Annotated in this window: 17 protein-coding genes and 1 riboswitch; of the genes, 8 read left to right on the top strand and 9 right to left on the bottom strand. The window is 45.3% G+C overall.

What is annotated here, in order from left to right; all coding sequences use genetic code 11:
- The first annotated feature begins 238 nt into the window (after positions 1-238).
- Positions 239-2,071 (top strand): RNA polymerase sigma factor RpoD, encoded by a 1,833-nt coding sequence (gene rpoD, locus JN178_RS03085; RefSeq protein ID WP_159624010.1) that lies wholly within the window; start codon positions 239-241, stop codon positions 2,069-2,071.
- A gap of 152 nt (positions 2,072-2,223) precedes the next feature.
- Here rpoD and JN178_RS03080 read toward each other — a convergent pair whose 3' ends face one another.
- The 5 genes from JN178_RS03080 to JN178_RS03060 form a co-directional block, all read right to left on the bottom strand.
- Positions 2,224-3,843 carry a methyl-accepting chemotaxis protein gene (locus JN178_RS03080; protein ID WP_202263532.1) on the bottom strand — a complete coding sequence of 540 codons (1,620 nt, stop codon included), beginning with the start codon at positions 3,841-3,843 and terminating at the stop codon, positions 2,224-2,226.
- Between the two features lie 142 nt (positions 3,844-3,985).
- Positions 3,986-5,167 (bottom strand): topoisomerase IV, encoded by a 1,182-nt coding sequence (locus JN178_RS03075; RefSeq protein WP_202263530.1) that lies wholly within the window; start codon positions 5,165-5,167, stop codon positions 3,986-3,988.
- A gap of 33 nt (positions 5,168-5,200) precedes the next feature.
- Positions 5,201-5,605 (bottom strand): phosphate ABC transporter substrate-binding protein, encoded by a 405-nt coding sequence (locus JN178_RS03070; protein ID WP_202263528.1) that lies wholly within the window; start codon positions 5,603-5,605, stop codon positions 5,201-5,203.
- A 519-nt stretch (positions 5,606-6,124) separates the two neighbouring features.
- Entirely contained in the window at positions 6,125-9,229 is a 3,105-nt protein-coding gene (locus JN178_RS03065; RefSeq protein WP_159624018.1) for an efflux RND transporter permease subunit, read from the bottom strand.
- 12 nt (positions 9,230-9,241) lie between these two features.
- On the bottom strand, positions 9,242-10,291 hold the full coding sequence (locus JN178_RS03060; protein WP_159624020.1) for an efflux RND transporter periplasmic adaptor subunit: 1,050 nt from the start codon (positions 10,289-10,291) through the stop codon (positions 9,242-9,244).
- Between the two features lie 174 nt (positions 10,292-10,465).
- Here JN178_RS03060 and JN178_RS03055 point away from each other — a divergent pair, with 174 nt between their 5' ends.
- The 3 genes from JN178_RS03055 (at position 10,466) to JN178_RS03045 (ending at position 13,080) form a co-directional block, all read left to right on the top strand.
- Positions 10,466-11,011, top strand: coding sequence for an NUDIX hydrolase (locus JN178_RS03055; protein ID WP_202263526.1), 546 nt, complete (start codon positions 10,466-10,468; stop codon positions 11,009-11,011).
- Between the two features lie 89 nt (positions 11,012-11,100).
- Entirely contained in the window at positions 11,101-11,868 is a 768-nt protein-coding gene (locus JN178_RS03050; RefSeq protein WP_202263524.1) for a class II aldolase/adducin family protein, read from the top strand.
- A gap of 27 nt (positions 11,869-11,895) precedes the next feature.
- The gene (locus JN178_RS03045; RefSeq protein ID WP_159624045.1) at positions 11,896-13,080 is read left to right on the top strand and encodes a mandelate racemase/muconate lactonizing enzyme family protein; all 1,185 of its coding nucleotides are present in this window, start codon (positions 11,896-11,898) and stop codon (positions 13,078-13,080) included.
- A 28-nt stretch (positions 13,081-13,108) separates the two neighbouring features.
- On the opposite strand, the gene JN178_RS03040 is transcribed toward JN178_RS03045, so the two are convergent.
- Both JN178_RS03040 and JN178_RS03035 read right to left on the bottom strand, forming a co-directional pair.
- Positions 13,109-13,981: an amidohydrolase family protein gene (locus JN178_RS03040; protein ID WP_202263522.1), complete on the bottom strand. Its 873-nt coding sequence runs from the start codon at positions 13,979-13,981 to the stop codon at positions 13,109-13,111.
- Between the two features lie 33 nt (positions 13,982-14,014).
- Entirely contained in the window at positions 14,015-14,764 is a 750-nt protein-coding gene (locus JN178_RS03035) for an SDR family NAD(P)-dependent oxidoreductase (protein ID WP_202263520.1), read from the bottom strand.
- A gap of 244 nt (positions 14,765-15,008) precedes the next feature.
- On the opposite strand from JN178_RS03035, the gene JN178_RS03030 reads away from it, so the two are divergent.
- Positions 15,009-16,769 (top strand): acyl-CoA dehydrogenase family protein, encoded by a 1,761-nt coding sequence (locus JN178_RS03030; RefSeq protein WP_202263518.1) that lies wholly within the window; start codon positions 15,009-15,011, stop codon positions 16,767-16,769.
- A gap of 118 nt (positions 16,770-16,887) precedes the next feature.
- Here JN178_RS03030 and JN178_RS03025 read toward each other — a convergent pair whose 3' ends face one another.
- Together JN178_RS03025 and JN178_RS03020 are read right to left on the bottom strand one after the other, a co-directional pair.
- Complete coding sequence (locus JN178_RS03025) at positions 16,888-17,421, bottom strand: DUF3016 domain-containing protein (protein ID WP_226434050.1); 534 nt, start codon at positions 17,419-17,421, stop codon at positions 16,888-16,890.
- A gap of 121 nt (positions 17,422-17,542) precedes the next feature.
- The gene (locus tag JN178_RS03020) at positions 17,543-17,914 is read right to left on the bottom strand and encodes a hypothetical protein (protein ID WP_202263516.1); all 372 of its coding nucleotides are present in this window, start codon (positions 17,912-17,914) and stop codon (positions 17,543-17,545) included.
- Positions 17,915-18,334: 420 nt separating this feature from the next.
- Here JN178_RS03020 and ccoG point away from each other — a divergent pair, with 420 nt between their 5' ends.
- The 3 genes from ccoG (at position 18,335) to JN178_RS03005 (ending at position 23,055) form a co-directional block, all read left to right on the top strand.
- A complete protein-coding gene (gene ccoG / locus JN178_RS03015; RefSeq protein ID WP_202263513.1) occupies positions 18,335-19,765 on the top strand; it encodes a cytochrome c oxidase accessory protein CcoG in 1,431 nt (476 codons plus the stop codon).
- Positions 19,762-20,745 carry a serine/threonine protein kinase gene (locus JN178_RS03010; protein ID WP_202263511.1) on the top strand — a complete coding sequence of 328 codons (984 nt, stop codon included), beginning with the start codon at positions 19,762-19,764 and terminating at the stop codon, positions 20,743-20,745. Before ccoG ends, JN178_RS03010 begins: the two co-directional genes overlap by 4 nt.
- A gap of 17 nt (positions 20,746-20,762) precedes the next feature.
- A riboswitch (cobalamin riboswitch) is annotated at positions 20,763-21,044 on the top strand.
- Between the two features lie 88 nt (positions 21,045-21,132).
- Positions 21,133-23,055, top strand: coding sequence for a TonB-dependent receptor plug domain-containing protein (locus JN178_RS03005; protein ID WP_202263503.1), 1,923 nt, complete (start codon positions 21,133-21,135; stop codon positions 23,053-23,055).
- Positions 23,056-23,213: the final 158 nt, after the last annotated feature.

Raw genomic sequence — 23,213 nt, 5'->3', positions numbered from 1 at the left:
TGAGGTTAACCTAAAATTGAACAAAAATGCAGCAATGTGAGTAGCAAAGATATAGCCGAACATAACGGGCAGAACCAAACCCGAGCAGATGTGCATCGCAAAATAGTGGTTTACACCAGCGTGGCATCGAGCAGAAGCGGCCTTGATACAAAGCAGTACTACAGCAGATAGGGAACATACCTAAACGTATGTTGTCTTTTCTATTGCAAACTAATTGAATGTGAGAAGTGTAGGTTATATGGCGCAAAGCAAGCAGTCTCAGATTAAACTCCTGATTGCAAAAGGTAAAGAGCAAGGTTACTTAACCTTTGCAGAAGTAAACGACCACCTGCCGCAAGATATTGTCGATTCTGATCAAATCGAAGACATAATCCGCATGATTAACGACATGGGAATTCAAGTTTCTGAATCAGCTCCTGATGCAGATGAACTTCTCATGCAAGAAGCGAATGCCGATGAAGATGCAGCGGAAGCTGCTGCTCAAGCACTTGCTACCGTAGAAAGTGAAATAGGCCGCACTACAGACCCTGTTCGTATGTATATGCGTGAAATGGGTACGGTTGAGCTATTAACACGCGAGGGCGAGATTGAAATCGCCAAGCGTATTGAAGATGGTATTAACCAAGTTCAGTGTTCAGTTGCTGAATACCCTGAAGCCATCACTTATCTTCTTGACCAGTGGGACCTTTACGAAGCTGAAGAGATTCGCTTAAGCGATATAATCTCTGGTTTTGTTGATCCTAACGACGATCAAGATTTAGCACCAACAGCGACACACGTTGGCTCAGAGTTGTCTGAAGAAGAACTCGACGACGAAGATGATGACAGCGATGACGATGATAGTGAAGAAGATGATAGCGGCGTAGATCCAGAATTGGCGCGCGAGCGCTTTGCTGAGCTACGTGAGCAATATCAAAAAACACGCACTGTTATCGAGAAGAAAGGTCGTGCTCACGCTGACGCTCGCGAGCAAATTAACGCGCTAAGCGACGTGTTTAAAGAATTCCGATTAGTACCTAAGCAGTTTGATCGCATGGTAAGAAACATGCGTGAAATGATGGACAAAGTGCGTATTCAAGAACGCCTTGTTATGAAGTTCTGCGTGGTAAATGCAAAAATGCCTAAGAAAGATTTTATTAAGGCATTTGCAGGCAACGAAACATCTTCTGCTTGGTTACATGAAGCAGTTAAATCAGGTGCGCCTTACGCCGCTGAACTTGCGGTAAACCAAGAAGAAATTGAACGTTGTATTAGCAAGATGAACCAAGTAGAACAGGAAACTGGCTTGGTTATCGCAGATATCAAAGATATCAACCGTCGCATGTCAATCGGCGAGGCAAAAGCACGCCGTGCGAAGAAAGAGATGGTTGAAGCGAACTTACGTCTAGTAATTTCGATTGCGAAAAAGTACACCAACCGCGGTCTTCAATTCCTTGACCTTATTCAAGAAGGTAACATTGGTCTAATGAAGGCGGTTGATAAGTTCGAATACCGTCGAGGTTATAAGTTCTCAACTTATGCAACATGGTGGATTCGTCAGGCGATCACACGTTCAATTGCGGACCAAGCACGTACTATTCGTATTCCGGTTCACATGATTGAAACGATCAACAAACTTAATCGAATTTCACGCCAAATGCTTCAGGAAATGGGTCGTGAGCCTACTCCTGAAGAGTTGTCTGAGCGTATGTTGATGCCAGAAGACAAGATTCGTAAAGTACTTAAAATCGCGAAAGAGCCAATCTCGATGGAAACTCCCATCGGTGATGATGAAGATTCACATCTTGGCGACTTTATCGAGGATAGCACGATTATTCAGCCCCTCGATTCTGCAACAGGCGGAAGCTTGAAAGACGCAACACAAGAAGTATTAGCGGGCCTTACTGCGCGTGAAGCGAAAGTGTTACGTATGCGTTTTGGTATCGATATGAACACCGACCACACGCTTGAAGAAGTAGGTAAGCAATTTGACGTAACCCGTGAGCGTATTCGTCAGATTGAAGCCAAAGCACTTCGCAAGCTTCGCCACCCAAGCCGCTCTGAGCAGCTACGAAGCTTCCTAGACGAGTAACGTGGTTAACGGTGAATATGAGTTAAGGTTTACATAAACCTTGTCTGCTTTGATTAGCAAAATCCTCAGCAAATGCTGGGGATTTTTTTTACCCATAAAAAAACGCCTCTTTGAAAGAGGCGTTTTCAATTCATCTTAACTGTAGCGCTACATTACACTCTGAACTGCTTAGCAATTGACTCGAGATGTTGCGCTAGGTCAGCAAGTTCGTTACACATGCTACCAAGCTCTCCAGAACGACTCGCGGTTTGCTCAGTACGCTGATGAATTTCATCAACATGGCGTACAATATCAACGGCCACAGTGCGCTGGTCTTCAGTATTGTGAGCTATTTGCTCGTTCATCTGATTAATACGACCAATTGTGCTGGTAATAGTTTCTAAGCTACTGCCTGCTTTATTCGCTGTTTCTACACTGCTTGTAGCTTGCTCAGTACCGCGAGACATAACTTCCACTGCAGAATGTGCAGCGTTTTGAAGTTGCTCAATAGTGCTTTGAATCTCTTCTGTCGATTGCTGCGTTCTTGACGCCAAAGTACGCACTTCATCGGCAACTACCGCAAATCCGCGTCCTTGTTCACCTGCACGAGCAGCCTCGATTGCAGCATTAAGCGCAAGTAAGTTGGTTTGCTCTGCAATACCTTTAATAACATCAAGCACAGAGCCAACTTTGTTTGAATCAGCTTCAAGGCGCGCAATAACATCTGCAGTTTCGCGTACATTTTCCGCTAACTGCTGAATGCTGGTCACCGTCTGTTGTACGATTTTGCGCCCTTCGCCTGCAGCGGTTGTAGCTTCATTCGCGTCGTTTGCCGCTTGCGCTGCACTGTGAGCAACGCCATCTACAGAGCCACTCATGGTATCAACTGCGCGTTTTGCGTTGGTTGCAGACTGCTGCTGTACATCAATGGTACGCTGTGTCTCTTCGGTAACGCCTCGCAGATTTTGGGCAAGGTTTGAAAGCGGTAAACTTGCTTCAACTACGTCGCGAACAACACCCTGTAGTTTGTCCATGAATTGGTTGAACCAATAAACAAGTTCACCAATTTCATCTTCGCTTTTGGTATCGATACGCACCGTGAGGTCACCATTTTCTTGCGCTATATCTTTAAGCGAGCGAACCACATCATCAATGCTCTGCTTGATACCACGCACAATGGGAATTGCAGTCGCAAACAATAAAATAGTAACAACGATTGCCAAAATGACACCGGTACTTATAAGTGAAGTGTTGGCGGTATCGGTGTTTTCAAACGCTTCTTCGAAAGCGGCTTCTTGCTCGTCTCTAAAACGCGTCATCGACGCAATAACACCGTCGTAAGAATTGTTCATCTGCGATGACAACTCGCCTAAACGACTAAAGTCGGCGGTACCATCGATCATCGACTGAGAAACGTCAAAAGCGACTTTAAAATAGTCATCGAACCCTGAAGAGATTCGTGAAATATCAGAGCGAAAATCAGAGCTGATGTTGGCAATTTGATTAAGACCTGATTTAGCTTCTTGCGCAAGGTCTTGTGCTACCGATAAGGTGTCTTGGTCACCTGTGGTTACCGCGCTCGCTAGGGTATCTCGCACTTTTTGCATTTCAACCAGCGTTGACGCTGACAACTGGAGCGCCGGGTACTGAACTTTCTGCACCTTTTCCAAGGTAGCGCCGTTATTTAGCGCAGTAAATACAGTAATAAGTAAATAAACAATAAAACTTAGCGCCGCGATCCCTGGAATCAGGAATATCTTCGTCGCAATTGGCATTTTCTTCAGAAAGTTCATCAGCTATCTCACGATTTTGGTTATTTTTCGCTTCCCTATTATCAGGCTAACCTAAAAAATAGTTCTTGCCATTATTTATCTACAGAAACACTAAAAACTTTAGCAAAAAAGGCCTTACACCAAGTGTAAGGCCTTATTTATATTAAAAAACGTAATTAGCACCAATCTTCAGCAACGTCGCATCGTTAAGGTCGTTAAGATCATCTGAGTACCACGTTACATCAACTTTCAACGCAAAACCTGGCTCTACATCGTAACGAAGACCTGCAGTCACCGCAGACACCTCTAAATCTTGCTGTGTCGCTATGCCAGCAGCAGTTTGATATAGCACATTGTAGGTTGCATCAGTAACTGCATCACCAGTTGCGATATTGCTTGGCATAGCCGCAACAAGACCTAGTTGACGTGCATTGTCAGCTTCTTCTACTTCATAGGTAATGTGTGGAGTGAACTTCCCTAAGCGTAGACCAGCAGTGACATACCACGCTTTGTTATCAGCAATAATTGAATTATCAACTTCTTGTTGAGTAAACTCAGCACCCACAAACCAATCGTATTTATCTACTGCTGCTGCCACTTCAAAAAAGCTACCCGTGTCTTCATTTACACTGAAGCCTTCAGCGGCCGCTTGCGCTGGTGCTACAACCGCACCAAACTGATTAAGTGCACTTACAAAACCATCGAAGTCAGCGTTAGCGGCACTAACCTTGGCACGGCCAAGAAGCGTACGCGCACTGAACCAATCGCGAGTAACCTCAAAAGATAGCGCTACAACGTTTTGAAGCTCTAGTTCAGCAGGTGTACCAGAAATTGTTGTGTCAGTTTCAGTACGTCCCGCAGTAAGCTGCACGCCATATTCCCAATCACCAGAAAAGTTAGTGTAGTCAACGCGTACACCATCAATATTATTGAAATCTAGACCGTAAACAGCATCTGGCGGCGTTAACCAGTGGTATGAATAACCGATATCAAGTGATGATGAATACTTAAATAAAGGCACGCGCATACGGCCCGCACTAATGTTGGTAGTGTTGCTAAGCGCGTAGGTCATATAGGCCCACTCGAACTCGGCGTCGTAATCTTCGCTACCGCGGCCCACAACCTGTGCAGTAGCAGACAACTTGTCGCTGACATCGCCTCTTACTTGAAGTCCAAATACACTGGCAGGATCGAAATTGAAATCGTCGTCGTAGCCATAAACAGCTTCATCACTGTCTAAAGTCATACCGCCGATAAGGTTTGCAAAACCATTAATTTGAACGTCTGCGAAAGCAGGAGCCGCCATAAGGCCGGCCATTGAAAGAATAGCAATTTTGGTTTTCATGCGTGTTCCTTGAAATTTGAATATGACGGTAAATTAAAACGTGGCAACTACGCGAACGCTGTCGTTCACGGCACTTGCGTCTACATAACCGATAGCACCTGGATTGGCTGCTACTGCTGAGATTACTGCTGCATCGTTTGCCAGTGCTTTTGGCGGCTGCCCTTTACCGGTGAAAACCAACTTAGACCAAAATGCAGTTAGCTGAGCCGCTGATTTGTTAAGTACTTTACCGTTGAATTCTTCTGTTGCCGCTTGACCTTCTTCAAGTGCAATAGGCTCAGCTTGTGTACCGCTAGGAAATGCTTTTGCTTTGTTTAAAAATAAACGGCTGATGCTGTCTTTATCTAGTGCGTCGCCATTACCAGGGTGAACAATAACTGCTACTTCAGCGAAAGCTACGTTACAGCATAAGCTTGCTGCAAGTATCCACTTCTTCATGGTGTGTCCTCTCAATTTTGTTGGAATGCTAGCTCTTAGCTCCATATCTACAACGCCCTTTTTTGTTGTTATTGGGCGTGTCGCTTTCTTTAACCTTTCAGCCTAGCTTTGCTTCAAGCAAAGTAAGTATTAGTCACAAATGCCATATTTGCCACTGCGGACTAAAAATATGTATTCGATTTTAATGTTTAAAAATTAGCGACTTATACGAGCGTTTGAATATGGGGCGAAGTTTAGAGGAAGAATGGCGTTAATCAACTATACAATTGTCTAATCGATTTATTTTATATTTATTGAGAACTATAAACCTAATGAATGGTTATTGAAAATAGAAAATTAAGTTCTATTTTTCAATACGTTAAATGCCCACCTAAAAGCAAACCAAGAATATAAGCGCACACTGATCGTATAATATTAAATACGTGAATGATCAATATTTATACCTTTCCACGACTTAAGTATGAATAAAAAGCGAGCAAAAAAGAAATTTCGCTCGCTGTAAGTAGAGCATGTTCGCCTTTATTCCCCCTTTTTATAGGGAATTTCTTTCTCAAGTGTATTTATTTTGAGTGTGCGTTGAAGCGGTGACCCCGTGTTTCGAGCAAGCCAACTGTATGCAGTAGGCACAACATACAACGTCATAAAAGCAGAGACTAGGACGCCAGAGAATATAACCATACCAATAACCATTCGACTTTCGGCCCCCGGCCCTGAAGCCAGTACTAACGGTAATGAACTAAATACAGTAGTAAATCCTGTCATTACAATTGGGCGTAATCGTTGTGCTGAAGCACGTTTAAGTGCCAGCTCAAACTCCATTCCGGCATCGCGAAGCTGATTGGCAAATTCGACAATCAGAATACCGTTTTTCGCCGCAAGGCCTATTAACATTACCAGTCCGATTTGACTGTAGATATTAATCGTCATATCTGAGAAGAACAGCCCTATATACGCCCCAACCAACGCTAGCGGTACCGTTAGCATGATAACGAGCGGATGTACCCAACTCTCAAACTGAGCCGCCAAGATAAGGTATGTAACCGCCAGAGCAAGCATAAATACATACACAAATGAGTTGCCTGCTTCGTGATAGAGCTGAGACTCACCCTTATAGTCAATTGAAACATTGTCTGGTAACTCAGTGCGCACAATATCTTCAAGATAAGTAAGTGCCTGCCCCAAGGTATACCCATCAGCCAAATTTGCCGATATGGTTACTGCACGCATTCTATTGTAACGATTTAATTGCGCTGAAGTGGCTTGCTCTTCAAAGGTAAGTAAGTTGTCCATTGGAATAAGCTCACCAGTACGTGACGAGCGCACGTACAAGTTTTCAATGCTATTGGGGCTTCTAAAATCTGCTTCAATCCCTTCAAGAATGACGTCGTACTCTTCCCCTCTGTCGAGGAAAGTCGACACGCGGCGTTGACCTAGCATCACTTCTAAGGTGCGCCCTATGTCGCTTATTGATACACCAAGATCGGCGGCTCGATCGCGATTAATGTTCACCAATAGCTGTGGAGATGTTTCTTTATAATCCGAATCTAAGCGAATTAACCCGTTATTCTCACTTGCTTTTTCCAGTACCGTATCTCGCCATGCCACAAGATTTTCGTAAGTATCTCCTTGCAACACAAACTGTACTGGACGTCCAAAGCCACCACCGGACACCCCACTGCGCATGATCGCAAATGCGCGTACATCAGGCACAGCATTTAGCTTGGCACTAATTTCATCCATAAGTTCAAAGGTACTAAAATCACGCTCGTCCCAGTCTGCTGACCCCACAATCGCGATACCTGCATTACCGCCAAAACCCGGCGTTCTCACCAACAAGCGGTTTATTTTTCCACTTTCTCGATAAGGCATGAGTACATCTTCTATTTGCTTAAGGTTTGCCGCATTGCTTTCAAAACTCGCGCCTTCCTGAGCATTCATTAAGATGAAAAAATTTCCTCTATCTTCTTTTGGTACAAATTCGCTTGGCACTTTTTCTGACAACTGGAAAACCGCCACTATTGCGATTGCCAACATGATCAGCATAAGAAGGGGTTGGTGCAGCGTTTTGCCTAAACTGTTGAAGTAGCCATTTTCCAGCGCACTAAAACGCTTATCCATCCAGCTTCCAAAGCCTGATGAACGCTCGCGTTTTTTAAGAATTTTCGACGCCATCATGGGGGACAACGTCAATGCGGTAAAACTTGAAAATGCAACCGCCGCAGCGATAGCTAGGGCAAACTCAGTAAACAAACGACCGATATTACCCTCTAAGAAAACTAGCGGTACAAATACGGAAATAAGAACAAGGGTAGTGGCAATGACGGCGAAGCCCACTTCTCTTGCACCGCGATAGGCTGCAAGAATAGGCGGCTCTCCCATTTCGATACGACGATAAATATTCTCGAGTACTACAATCGCGTCATCGACCACTAAGCCGATAGCCAACACCATCGCCAAAAGCGTTAATAAGTTAATAGAGAAGCCCAATGCGTACATAACGATGAAAGCCGCAATAATTGACACTGGTACCGTAACAGCAGGTATTAAAGTAGCGCGCACATTACCTAAGAAGAGATAAATAACGATGACGACCATCATCATAGCAATAGCGAGCGTTTGATATACTTCGTCAATCGACGCTTCAATAAATACGGAAGAATCGTAGCTTGGGACAATGAAAATATTATCAGGCAAGCTCGCTTCAATTTTCTCTATTTGCGCTTTAGCTGCCCGAGCAACATCAAGGGTATTGGCCTTAGATTGCTTTACAATACCCAGACCAATCATATTAACGCCATCACCGCGAAACTCGGTTTCATCGTCTTCGGCCGTTAGCTCTACGTTAGCAATTTCACCCAAACGCACAAGATAACCATTGTCGCCAACAGCAACCGTTAACGCTGCAAAATCGTCAGGCGTCAAAAAGGTTCTCGCTACGCGTACTTCAAAGTTTCTATCTGTCGACTCGACTTCACCAGCCGGAAGCTCTACATTTTCTGCGCGAATAACCTGCTCTACGTCGCTTACGGTAATACCGCGTGCGGCCATGGCATTTCTATCCAAGAACACTTTCATTGCATAGCGACGTCCACCACCTATTTGAACGCGGGCGACACCGTCAACAATCGATAGCCTGTCAACCAAAAAACGTTCGGCGTAATCGGTTAACTCCATGGTGTTAAGGTTGGTACTTCTCAAGTTGTACCACACCACTGCGCTCTCATCTGAATTGGCTTTAGACACTTCAGGAGGATCGGCCTGGTCTGGTAAATTATTGAGGGCTCGGCTTACGCGCTCTCTTACATCATTTGCGGCAGCGTCGATATCTCGTGATAATTTGAACTCAATCGTAATATCCGAGCGACCATTACGCGATGTAGACGTTACGTTTTTAATCCCTTCAATACCAGAAATCCTATCTTCTAGTAACTGGGTAATACGGGTTTCAACAATGTTCGCTGACGCACCAGTATAAGTTGTTGATACTGAAACAATTGGCGGGTCAATATCAGGGTATTCGCGAAGAGACAGCATCGACACCGCGACAATACCAAAAATGATAAGTAGTAAGTTTATTACCGTGGCAAAAACTGGACGTTTTACCGAAACATCTGACAGTAACATACGCGTCGCCCCTTATCGGTTAAGCACATTAACAGGCGACTGGTCGCGCACGCGAAGTGTCCCTTCCGTTATCACTTCATCACCGCTTACAAGACCATTAACAATTTGCACCAGCCCAGGGCGTCGCTCCCCAATGGTGACTTCTACCTGATGTGCTACATCGTCTTTCACCACGTACACAAATTGTTTATCTTCAACCGGTACAAGTGCTTTTTCAGGAACAACCAGCGTATCAAGCACGCGTTTTTCTACCGTTACGGTTAATAACATTCCTGGACGAAGGCGACCGTCTTTGTTCTGTATAATGGCTCTAGCTCGAATGGCACGACTGACAGGGTCAAGACGCGTATCAATGTTGCTAATAACGCCTTCAAAATCGACCCCAGGATAAGCCACTGACGATGCAGTGATACGCTGACCTTTGGCAACGCTCGCCAAGTGATTTTCAGCAATACTAAAGTCCACCTTAACCACGCTAATATCGTCTAGTGTTGTTATTGTGCTACCTGGCTGCACAAGCGAACCGATACTGATAACGCGGTTACCTAGTAACCCACTAAAAGGGGCACGAATTTGCAAATCGCTTAATTGTGCTCGGGCGATATCCAGTTGCGCTTCTAGCGCTTTTACGCGAGCTTGCTGCTCATCAAGTAGCTGCTCAGACGTAGCGTTAGACTGCCGCAAATCAGCAATACGTGAGAACTGACGTTTAGCTTCTTCAATATTGGCTTTAAGCTCCTCGACTCGCGCACGCTCTTGAGAGTTATTAAGCTGAACGAGCAGCTCGCCCTGTTCTACTTTGTCGCCATCATCAAAATTAATGGCTTGAACCGTGTCAGTAACTTGCGACGTGATATTCACAGACTCATTGGCAATCGTTGTACCAAGCGATTCAATTGTGATGGGAAAGGTTTTAGCACTCACTATTGCCGTTTTAACTGGCGTGGCGCGCGGGCCACTGCGTTGTGCAGCTTCATTCTCGGGTAGGTTTAAGTACACTACAACGCCTGCCAATAGAACGACACCAATTAACAGTGGCGACAATGAAAATCGTGAAGACATAACCTTTCCTATGGTAAATGGGCGGTAACCTGAACGCTTGTCAGAAAACCGCAAGCACGCAATGCCTAATAGAGACAATAGACTCAAATCAATAAATTACGTACTGTGTTATTATTCTAGAGCGCAAACCCAGCGCACAAAATTTTATTTACGTTAAGTATTTTACCTAAATCGATGTCATTCTTATTTCGCTTATCAGCTATTTTGGCGGTTTTACCGCTTTTTTCATGTAACCCTGATGCTCCTAACGATCCAGTTTGCCGCGTAGCCGAGTCACTCGTACTCACGAATGTGAACCTTAATGAGGGTCAGTATGAGGCCGCCGCCTGCATTATTAAAACAGGCAACAAGGTACTAATGATTCGCCACCGTCTGTCTGGAAAACTGGATTTTCCTGGTGGTGGTAAGTCACACAACAATGAGAGCGAACAAAGCTTAGCGTGCACCGCCCATCGAGAAACCTGGGAAGAAACGGGTTTTAACGTTGAAATACAGCAGTTCTTAGGCACAACAGCACGGGGGCTAGCCCTTTTCGGATGTGGGCTTGATGCGGGTTTAGATGACCTACCCAACACATTTGATGCTCCGCCGTGGTCAGTAATAGAAGTCGTAGCACTCGAAAAGGTTGACCCGTTTTTACTCAACCATGATGATTTGCGCTTTTCAGACGACCTCATCCCACTTCGCGACGGTTATATAGCAATTAAAAATAAGCAATAACAACCTCGTAGCATCATCTGTGGACAAAATATTGTTCAACCACATAGGTGTTGGTAAATTGTCGGTATCATTATTAAAGGAGAAGTGACTTGTTCACACTGCCAAGCTTAAACCTTAAAGGCAAAGTGTCTGACGAAGAGTGGCAAACCAGGGTCGACCTTGCAGCATGCTACCGCCTAGTTGCCGATATGCGCTGGGGCGATCTTATCTACACCCATATTTCAGCCAAAGTCCCGGGCACCGATCATTATCTCGTCAATGCCTTTGGCCTTACCTTTGACGAAGTTACTGCCTCGAATCTGGTTAAAGTCGATCTTGAGGGAAACATTCTTGACGACACGCCTTACGGGATTAACCCCGCAGGGTTTACTATTCATAGCGCTATTCACGAAGTACGCCATGATGCGATGTGCGTGATTCACTTGCATACCTTGGCGACTATTTCTGTCGCGTCGGTAAAAGGTGGGCTTAAACCATGGAGTCAGTATTCGCTGTTCTCGCTACCATCGTTGTCTTATCACGGTTACGAAGGACTTGCGGTAAATAGCAACGAGAAACGCCGCCTGCAAGAAGATTTAGGCGATACCAACCACATGTTATTGCCTAATCATGGCGGACTCACGTTAGGTCCTACGGTCGGCGATGCCTTTATGCGTTTTTATGATTTACAACGCGCCTGTGAAATTCAGCTCGCATTAATGCAATCGAACGAGGATGTTATTGAGATCCCTCAACCTATTATCGACGGTATATACGAACAAGCCAGTGTAGTGCATAACGGAGAAACCGGTGGCCAAAAAGCATGGCCAGCTATGCTACGAAAAGCCTACAAACTTGACCCAAGCTTTTGCGAATAGCTTTTAGAACGGAATTACATCATTACTATGAAAGTCACCAAAGTAGAAATATTTGATATTGAATGCCCTAAGCGTCCCCAGTGGAATCCTGTGTTTGTGCGTGTATACACAGACGAAGGGTTAACTGGCGTAGGCGAAGCCGGTTTGGCGTATGACTGGGGCCACAGTGCTGCCGCTCATATGATTAAAGAAATTGCAGAAGCCATGCTGATTGGCTTTAATCCTATGAACACCGAATTGTTGTGGTCACGTATGCTGCGTGAAGGCTTTTGGGGATTAGGCGGAGGCCCTGTTATTTATGCGGCAATGAGCGCTATTGATACCGCATTGTGGGACATTAAAGGTAAGGCGCTAGGGCTTCCTGTTTATGAACTGCTAGGTGGTAAGACTAACGGCAAACTGCGCAGCTACGCGAGTCAGCTTCAATTCGATTGGGATAAAGAAGTCACCAAACTTAATGATCCTGCCGATTACGCGCGTGCCACTGAAAAAGCGCTCAAAGATGGCTATGATGCAGTGAAAGTTGACCCCATTGTCTATGACAAAGACGGCAATACCCATTTTGATAGAACTAAGCTTTTTACTAAGCCAGAGCTAAAACTTTTCAAGGCCAGATTACAAGCCATTCGCGATACCATGGGTGAAGACGGCGATATCATTTTTGAATGTCACAGCTTATTAGGTGCATCTACCGCCATTCAGCTTGGCGATATTGTTGAAGAGATTGGTTGTTTGTATTACGAAGAACCTGTGAATTACTTAAATTCAAAACTTCACGACAAAGTAGCGAAAAATGTCAACGTGCCTATTGCCGGCGGCGAGCGCTTATATCATCGCTGGGATGTGCGCCCTTACTTAGAAGACCAGTCAATTGACGTATTACAGCCAGATGTTGGATTGTGTGGAGGCTTTACCGAAGCGAAAAAAGTGTGTGACTACGCTGATATTTATGACGTAAGAATTCAAGCCCACGTTTGCGGCGGCCCTGTAGCAACGGCGGCGAGCTTACACCTTGAAACAGCTATTCCTAATTTCTTAATCCATGAGCACCACACTTATGCCATTAAGGACTGGAACCGAGAGCTGTGTATTCAAGATCCACAGCCCGTTAATGGCTTTATTGAAGCACCAGATACACCAGGAATCGGTATAGAGCTAAATGATGAAGTGGTTTATCGCTCACCACATATGACAGTAACTGCACTGAAATAAACGTTGTAGTTAACGATTATAAAAGAGATTAAAGCCCGTACCACGTACGGGCATTTAATGCGCACAGCTTTTGCTGTGCTTCTCTTGTAAATTCAGCACAAAGCATTTCATATCCCTGCCACAGCTGTTTAAGCGGCATCCGCCATATACACAATGGATAGTTACTGGCAAACATCACCCTATCAACACCGACCGTATCTACCAAGGTTTCAAAACGCGCTTTTGCGTGTTGCCATGACCACTGACGGTTTTGCATTTCAAAACCAGAAAACTTAAAAGCGACCTGCCCAGTTGCAGAAAGTAGGTGTAGGTGATTTCGCCATAGCTGAAAGGCAAAGCTCGCAGCGCTTGTTGGCACGATAGCGCAATGATTAATGGTGAATTTAAGTGTTGGATATCGTTGCAAAATATTAAGTAGCGCCTTAACGGTATGCGGGTCAGTCATATCGGCTTGTACTTCGAATGACAACCCTAAAGACGCCATACGCGAGAAGCACCATACCGCTTTTGGATTGCGCAATATACTCACTGCATCGTCATCGAGAATATGACGAAGGCCAACAACAGGTGACATTTTTGCAAGCTTATCGATATGCGCACTCGCGTCAATTGAAAGAAGATCGATACAGGCAATGGCGCTGAAAGGCCTTGTACAATGGCGAGCTAAGAATTGAATTTCCCGCCAAGGACGATGGTTATCGAACCCAGCCTCTATATGGACGAAGCCTTCTAGCTGAGCACCCGCTGAGGCCAAGATATCTCGCTCATAAAACCGCTTCGCTATCTTCGGCTTGTCCTCCCAAAAAGGCGGATTGTGAGGTTTCAACCAATGATATTGTCCTTCATTAAGGGCAAAAATATGAAGGTGCGGATCAACCCAAGTTAGCGCGTTATATTGCATAGGTGCTTGTCTACTTTAATTTGCGTGGATTGACTATTGCGCGGTATAGCCGCCATCGACGGCATGAAGACTACCTGTAATAAATGAAGCTTTGTCACTACATAAAAAATAAGCAAGCTCTGCCACGTCGCGCGGTTGCCCAAGCCGTCCAATAGGCTGTGCAGCAGCCTCTTCTGCAACGACTTCACCTTTATCAGCGCCACTGCGGGCCACATACTTATCAATAGCGTTATAAAACAATGGCGTTTCTATGGTGCCCGGGCACACTGCATTTACTCTGATATTGTAAGGCGCATAATCTAATGCTGTCGTTTTGGCCATTGACGCCAGCGCCGCTTTAGTGAGGCCGTAGGCGAAGGAGTTTCGCTTTCCAACAAATGATTGGTCAGAGCCCATTACCACAATAGCCCCGCCTTGTTGTTGCTTCATGATCGGCAGCGCACTTTGAATTGTAGCGTATGCGCCCTTCACATTGAGGCTAAACACACTGTCTAGCAATGCTTCATCTGTCTCTTCTATTGTTGCTGACACGTGTTTTCCCGCGTTACATACCACAGCATCAATTCTGCCCAACGCAGCGATAACTTCACTCACTGCACTTTGTACTTCACCAACCTTACTTACATCGCACTGTTTCCAACGTGCATTACACGGCGTACTCTCGAAATCGCGTATATCAAGATTCACCACGTGAAAACCTTGCTCTGCAAACACTTCACATACCGCAAGCCCAATGCCCAAACTGCCACCCGTGACGATGCAAACCGGTTGTTCATTTACCATAGTTTTTCGCTATTAATTTAGGTTAGTTTCGCTAAAGCATGCCAACACGCACTAAAAAAGCAAGTGCTTAGTCAACTGCTTACAATCAATCTGGGAGGGCGAATACACAATAGCCAGCCTCACCACCTGTGCTTTTGATGAAAGAGTATTTTCATTAACTTTCCATAAACAGACTACTCTGACTATGCTTTTTGTGACTATAATAGGCAAAAATTAAAACACTTGTTTGAAAAAGGAGTCATCCATGCCTCTGTACCATGCCCCAACTGCTGACTTTCAGTTTTTATTGAAAGACTGGCTTGGACTTGATGCGCACTACGAAAAGCTAGGTATTAGCGATTTCGACAGTGACTTGGCCAATGAAATTATTGCGCAGGGTGCAAAGTTCGCCCTAGATGTTGTTGCCCCACTTAACCGCGAGGGTGATGAAGAAGGCTGTAAGCTAGAAGATGGCAAGGTGACCACACCTAAAGGCTTCGCAGAAGCATATCAAGAATATGTTGCGAACGGCTGGAACGCTATGCTGGGTACAGCAGAATACGATGGTCAAGACCTACCGTATACCATGGCAGTGCCAGTGCATGAAATGTTAAACGCCGCTAACCTAAGCTGGCGATTAACCACTATGCTGACCGAAAGCGCAACGCTTGCCGTTACCAAACACGCAAGTAAAACACTAAAAGACATTTATTTAGCCAAGCTTATTAGCGGTGAATGGACAGGTACCATGAACCTTACCGAGCCACATGCCGGCACAGATTTAAGCCTGCTCTCTACGAAAGCCGAGCCACAGGGCGATGGTAGCTACAAGATTACGGGCAATAAAATCTTTATCACGGCCGGTGATCAAGACTGGAGCGAAAACGTTATCCACCTTGTACTTGCGCGCTTGCCGGATGCACCAAAAGGTGTGAAGGGTATCAGTCTTTTCTTAGTGCCTAAGTTCTTACCCGACGCGAACAATGCCCCTGGTGAAGCGAACAATCTTTCTGTTGGTAGTATTGAACACAAAATGGGTATCAAGGCGAGCCCGACATGCGTTATGAACTTTGACGGCGCAACTGGCTGGCTAGTTGGTGAAGAAAATCAAGGCTTAGCGTGCATGTTTACCATGATGAACGATGCGCGTTTCCAAGTGGGAATGCAGGGGCTTGGTGCCGCCGAAGCGTCATATCAGGGCGCTTTGACCTATGCTCGCGAACGTGTTCAGTCACGCGCTCCACAAGGCATTCAAAACCCTGAAGGCAAAGCTGATCCTATCGTATTTCAACCTGATGTCGCACGAATGCTGCTTACGCAAAAATCGTTGATTGAAGGTTGTCGTGCGCTTTCACTGCTATACGCAAAGTTTATGGATGTTGAAAAACTTGGCGAAGGTGAAGATAAAGAAAATGCGGATAAAATTCTGCAGTTTTTAACCCCTATCTGCAAAGCGTTTATGACCGATATGGGTCTTGAAACAACCAGTATTGGTGTGCAGGTTTTCGGTGGCCATGGGTTTATTCGCGAGTGGGGCATGGAGCAGTTGATGCGCGACGTTCGCATTGCCATGCTTTACGAAGGAACCAATGGTATTCAGGCGCTTGACCTAATCGGCAGAAAACTTACTCGCAATGGTGGTCAAATGATGGAGGCGACTTACAGTGCATTTAATGCCCTTGTTGCTGACATTCAAGACGCTGAAAGCAAGGCATTGGCGCAGGGTATCTTGGATGACTGGCGCGCTTCTTCTGCAGATTGTTTGGGTATGGATGCAACCACAGCAGCATCTGCGGCATGCGATTACCTTGCCTACAGCGCCTATTCATTGATTGGCGTACTGTGGTACAGCATGGCAGATACTGCACAACGCGGTGACAATGCGGTACTTGCTGCATCAAAACAAAAAACGCGCGATTTCTATATTGAACGAATTTTGCCTCGTCGTGATGCACACAAAGCGGCTTATTTGGCGGGCCCAGACAGCACACTTGCAATAGCAGGTAGTGAGTTTGATTACCTGTAATTAGCGGTATTGTACGCACTAAAAAGGTCGCTCTAGGGCGACCTTTTTGTTGCTATTTACCATTATACCGTTGGTTGCAAATATTCCTGCTCACTTGCAGCCCTGCTGTACCTATACGTTAATTATTGGCGGCAACCTGCTGTTTAAGAAAAGTATCTGAAAACCATTCATCTAACATGGTTTTTTCGTAAGACAAAGATTCGTTACGATGGCGTCGTATGTTTGATTCCATAAAATCCATGTCTTTTATTTTCACTTCATCTTCGCTTGCCACTACCTCACCCGCTGCGTCAGTGAGTGTATAACTAAATGTCATTTTCGGAATATCAATACGACGGATGACTCGAATATCATTTGCGCCTGCATTACCAAACCCAACAAATTGACTTGGCCATACTTCTCCTGCCAAATCGACGTTGGTTACAGTGATCGACAGAACTTGAGATTCAGGTAAGTCTGCTGCTAGCTCTACGATATGCGCTTCAAGCTCATTCAGCGTTCGCTCTCTAAAGCGCTTACGCGATTCGTTTGACGGCCTTACATCGGAATATGATTCAGGCTCTTCCCAAGTGATTTTTACTTCTGCTGCATGGGAAGGCTCAGCCGTAACACCATAGCCTAACAATGCTACGCAACTTAACCCTACTAACACACTTGTTTTATTCACGCTAATACTCCTCTTTGCAGGCACTCAACATTCGTACGCAGTGCACAACAATTTGGTTGATACTCCAAAAATTATGCGCGTGTACTAGAGCGTCTTGTTATGAACTCTAGTTGACGCGAGCGTCTTGAATGAACGGTGACTGTTTAATGATTAGGCAAAGGTGTGCGCGTTTAGTTCCCGTGAAATTTGGGTTAATGTCATCTTTCTCACAATAGGTTCGGTGGAAGCGATGCACGGTAGTGGCGTCTTGTGTTATCTCTAACACATAGCTTTGCTGGTAGGGCTTTAACGGACTTAGCTGACTATTTATTTGAATGCGCAATGTTTCCAACTTTTCTCGCTCTGGCATAGTTGCCATCTCCGCCAGCCAATTAGAAATGGAGTTTTGTATATCTTCAAATAAATACTGAGCAAACGGCGAGCGCAGCACAATAATTAAAACAATAATTTCAGCAGCGATGATAAAAAAGCGTAACATGACTTCTCAGCTAATTATGACAGACATTTAAGACTATTCAGTGCATGTTGCCCCACAGAAGCGACTATCACTGAGTATAGTCCACGAATAACTGTACAGGAAACAGGCGAGTATTTACTACTCTTTACATGCGTTATTACCTATTAATAACGCTCCTTGTCACGATAATGTCGCATATTGATAATAAAGCTGCCTCTATATAACTGTAAATACACTGAATCATACGCAAGTATATGAAATTAGGTTTATAGTCACTTAAGCTGTTCATTAATCGCACCCAAATGAATTCTGAAGTTTCAGTATTGACTGAAACTTTGAAAGTATGGATGATGCCCACCATCATTGATCTACATTAAATATCATGTAGCGCAAACTGTTATACTGCTAAGGCAGTTTGGCAATGTCAGCTAAGGTTTTATTATGAATGAACAAATACCGGTAAAAAATGTAACACCGGTAAAGGTACATAAACCCAAAGGTGCTACCGAGGGCAAGCGTTACGACTCTCGCAGCCGCATTTATGTTCGCGCAGTACAAGGTCCCCTAGAGTCTTTTAGACGCTTTTTCGGCCTTTTCTTTTTAGCACTCTTCGCCGTCATTCCATGGATTTCATACAATGGCCAGCAAGCCGTATTACTCGATATTGGCGAGCAGCGTTTTACCATATTTTCTTTGACACTGTGGCCGCAAGACCTAACCCTGCTTGCCTATATTTTTATTGTTTCGGCTTTTGCTTTGTTCTTTGTAACCACCTTTGCAGGGCGAGTATGGTGCGGTTTTATGTGCCCGCAAACCACATGGGTTTACATCTATACCTGGTTTGAAGAAAAGTGCGAAGGCCCAAGAAACAAGCGTATTGCACTAGACGCCAGACCCATGGATGCCGATAAATTTTTGCGTAAAACAGCTAAGCATACTGCGTGGGTTTTAGTTGCCTTACTTACAGCGCTAACGTTCGTAGGCTACTTCACGCCTATTGCCAGTTTGTTTGTGGACTTTTTTACTTTCGATACCAGTTTTTGGGCAGCGTTTTCAGTCATCTTTTTTGCGGTATGTACCTACGGTAACGCAGGTTATATGCGCGAGATAATGTGTACGCATATATGTCCGTACGCGCGTTTTCAGTCTGCCATGTTCGACAAAGATACGTTTACCGTATCGTATAACCCCAATCGCGGTGAACAACGCGGCCCTCGCCCTCGCAAGCTTTCTCATGAGCAAGTAAAAGAAAAAGGCCTTGGTGACTGCATTGATTGTAACCTGTGCGTGCAGGTGTGCCCCACCGGCATTGATATTCGAAATGGCCTTCAATATGAGTGCATCAACTGCGGTGCATGCGTTGATGCATGTAACGGCGTGATGGACAAAATGGGTTACCCCAAAGGCCTTATAAGTTTTACCTCAGAAGAAGAACTGTCTGGAGGCAAAACGCATATAATACGGCCTAAGCTTATTGGTTATTTTGTGGTCCTCGTCATTATGATGGGATTGCTGTTTGCCAATATCTGGACACGTAGCCCCACCGAAGTGGACATTATTCGCGATAGAAATTCGCTGTACCGCGAGACCAATGAAGGATTAATTGAGAATGTTTACACCATTAAAGTGTTAAACAAAACTCAACAACCGCATACCTATACAGTAACCATTAAAGGTTTGCCTGATTACCAGTACATTGGCGAGCAAGAAGTAACTGTGGAAGGCGGCGCGGTTTATAGCACGCCGATTTCAGTTGCAACCGACGCCTATAATCTGGAAGATACCGTTACCGATATATTTATTAGCGTAACCACCACCATTGATGGAGAAACGGTTACTGTTGATGAACCAACCAAATTTCTTTATCGATGACAGATTTTTCATTTTCGGGGCTTAGCCCCGACACCATCTTAGATGCCCTGGAGTCACAGGGCATTTTTTTACAAAGTGGGCTGCTGGCACTGAACAGCTATGAAAACAGGGTGTATCAATTCCTAGCTGAAGATGGACAACGCTATGTTGCCAAGTTCTATCGACCCGCGCGTTGGACAGATGCCCAAATTTTAGAGGAACACGCATTTGCGCAAGCGCTGCTGGAAAACGAAATTCCACTCGCTGCCCCGCTTAAACTGAACGGCGAGACACTGCATCATCACATTGTTGACGGCACAGACTACCGGTTTGCACTCTTTCCTTCTGTGGGTGGAAGGCAGTTTGAAAATGATAATCTTGATCAACTAGAGTGGATGGGACGATTCATAGGACGCATTCACCGCGTAGCACAAGCTACCCCCTTTGCCCATCGCCCTACTATCGATGTTGAAAGCTACCTTGACGAACCAAAACGAGTATTAGAGCAAAGCACCCTATTGCCAGCGCATTTAAAGACCGCGTTTTTTGCGATTCTCAACCCCGTTATTGAAGCGACTAAAAAAGCGTATCGCCCTTCATCATCTATTCGCCTTCACGGCGACTGCCACCCTGGTAACATCTTATGGCGTGACGGCCCTACTTTTGTCGATTTAGATGATTGTAGAATGGGCCCCGCTATTCAAGATTTGTGGATGATGCTTAGTGGTGATCGCCAGCAACAATTACTGCAATTAGATACACTGGTAGAAGCTTATGAAGAGTTTCACCCTTTTGATACGAGTCAGTTAACTTTGATTGAGCCGCTTCGCGCTATGCGTATGGTCCATTATATGGCGTGGTTATCACGTAGATGGGAAGACCCCGCATTTCCGCGTGCATTTCCGTGGTTCGCTGAAGACAAGTATTGGGAAGGACAAATTCTAGCGCTTAAGGAGCAACTTGCGGCCTTACAAGAGCCACCGCTAAAGCTCGGGTTTTAAACCACACACCTTTTCTATATACTGCGTGACGCGTAGGTGCGCCAATAACAATTAAGTTCTGCGGTTATTGGCGTTAAACGGGAAATCAGTGTAAACCTGATGCTGCCCCCGCAACGGTAAACTCAATGTCACATTAGACATTTTCTTTTCATACACCACTGTCTTTGTTGTCGCCATGTGCTTAAGTATCAAGTGCAAAAACAGCGACCTTTTTCAAGATGGGAAGGTAAAAGAGCCATTATGTGCGCTACACGCATTGGTGAGTAAGCCCGGATACCGGCCTGTGCTTCACGGTAAGCTCGCAGTCGCATTTGCAAGCGCAGCAAGCTTACTTCCACATCAACATGTGCTCGGGCGGAGCGCATTAAAGAAAATACATAAAGAACCATGCGTATACACTTTACTTATGCTGCAGTTACCGCTGCGGTACTTTCGTGCGTAAGCACGTCTGCATTATCTCAAGAAACCAACAGTAATATAGAAACACTGACCGTTACTGGTTCAAGGCTTCCTGTTCAGGTAACTCAATTCCCTGGCTCAGTGTCAGTGCTCACACAATCCGATATAGAAGCTTCTGGTGCCGTACAGTTGACAGAGCTTATCCGCGGTTTACCTGGCGTTAGTTTGTCACAATCTGGCAGCCCTGGTGGGTTAACTGAAGTGCGGGTACGTGGTAGCGAAACAAATCACCTGCTGGTACTTATCGATGGCGTGGTGGCCAATGACATAGGCCAAGGCAGTTTGATTGATTTAGCCCACCTTACCAGTGCCAACGTTGTTCGCATTGAACTTCTTCGCGGCCCACAAAGCGCACGTTGGGGCAGTGGCGCCATAGGCGGTGTACTTAGCATTACCACCAAAGCTGGCCAATCGGCACAAGACTATTCATCTTTAAACCTGACCGCTGGCGTGGGTACTCAAGGCACCTACCAAGGCAGCGTTAATGCCACCTCTCAGATAGATAAACTGAATATTGCAGCGTATGCCAACTATATCACCACCGACGGTGACAATATTGCACGAACTGGCAATGAAGATGACGGTTATGACAATTTAACCGCTGGATTAAACCTAAATTATCAAGTCAGTACAGAGCATGGCTTTATTGCCCGCTTGCGCACCGTTGACTATGAAAATGAGTACGACGGCACTGATTTTGTTTCTACGGGTTTACCCACCGACTCAGACAATGTGACCGACGGTTATCAGGTAAGCACACAATTTCGCTGGGACTATACACCTACCTCATCGGCTTACCACTCGCGACTAAGCGCTAACTATCGCAAAGATGAAAATGACAATACTACCGCTGGAATTGATGCCGGAGGCACTACAGGCGAGCGTATTGAACTGAATTGGACCAACTTTTACTCGCTTGATAATTGGCAATTTGCCGGAGGCATTGAGTACTTACAACGCCTGTTTTCACAGCGAGGCCCGATAAACTTTGGCGATCCTAACCAAAAGCAACATGACAATACGCACAGCGTATTTGCAGAAGCCAACGGAGCGTTAACACCGAGCCTGTTCGCCACCTTAAGTGCACGGCTTGATGACAACAGTGAATTTGATGACGCAAACAGTTACCGCGCAGGACTTACCTGGCAGGTGGATGAACGTTATGCGCTTTTCACAAGCTACGGAAAGGCGGTAAAAACGCCAACATTTACTGAGCGTTTTGGCTATTTCCCAGCGAGCTTTATTGGTAACGAAAACCTCGAACCTGAGACCAGTGAAGAGTTCGAAGTGGGGCTAAAAGCCAACTGGCACCGTATGTCAGGTCAGGTGAGTTTATTTTCAGCAGAGCTCAATAATGAAATAAATGGTTTTGTATTTGTTGCAGATTTAGGTGCTTTTAGCGCTGATAATGTGGATGGCAAGAGTCATAGAGATGGCGTTGACGTTGAAGTAAATTGGAACAGCGATTTCGGTAACCTTAGTGCATCGTATAGCTACCTGGATGCCGAACAAACTAATGCGGGTGTCACATCTACTGAACTTAGACGTGCGCGACATCAAGGGGCGTTAGTTTACACCTCTGATTTGGGTACTGAGCGATTTACTTTATATGGCAAGTTAGCGTACACAGGAACGCGCTACGACACCTTCTTCCCTCCGTTTCCTGCTTCAGCGCAAACCATCGCGCTATCGGCGTATACGTTAGCCAGTGTAAATCTTGGATACCAAGTCACAGATCAATGGCAACTTACGCTTAAAGTAAACAACCTATTTGATACTGATTACGAAGATATTGTAGGCTTCGCGGGCCAAGAAAGGCGTGCGCTGCTATCTGTTCGCTATCAAATGTAGCATCACGCATTAACAGGGGCTTTCGGCCCCTTTTTTATTATCGTTCTGTCGCATTTCGCACAAAGGGGCATAGAGCACATAACGTGTTTTTTGGTGCACTTGTCGCGAAATAAGACACAGGTATTAAACACGCTCTAGTTAAGCGTACGCGCCTGTGA

Origin of the sequence: Alteromonas sp. KC3 (assembly GCF_016756315.1) — a bacterium.
Taxonomy (GTDB): Bacteria; Pseudomonadota; Gammaproteobacteria; order Enterobacterales; family Alteromonadaceae; genus Alteromonas.
Note: the sequence above shows the minus strand (reverse complement) of the source record. Positions and strands in the feature narration are given on the sequence as shown.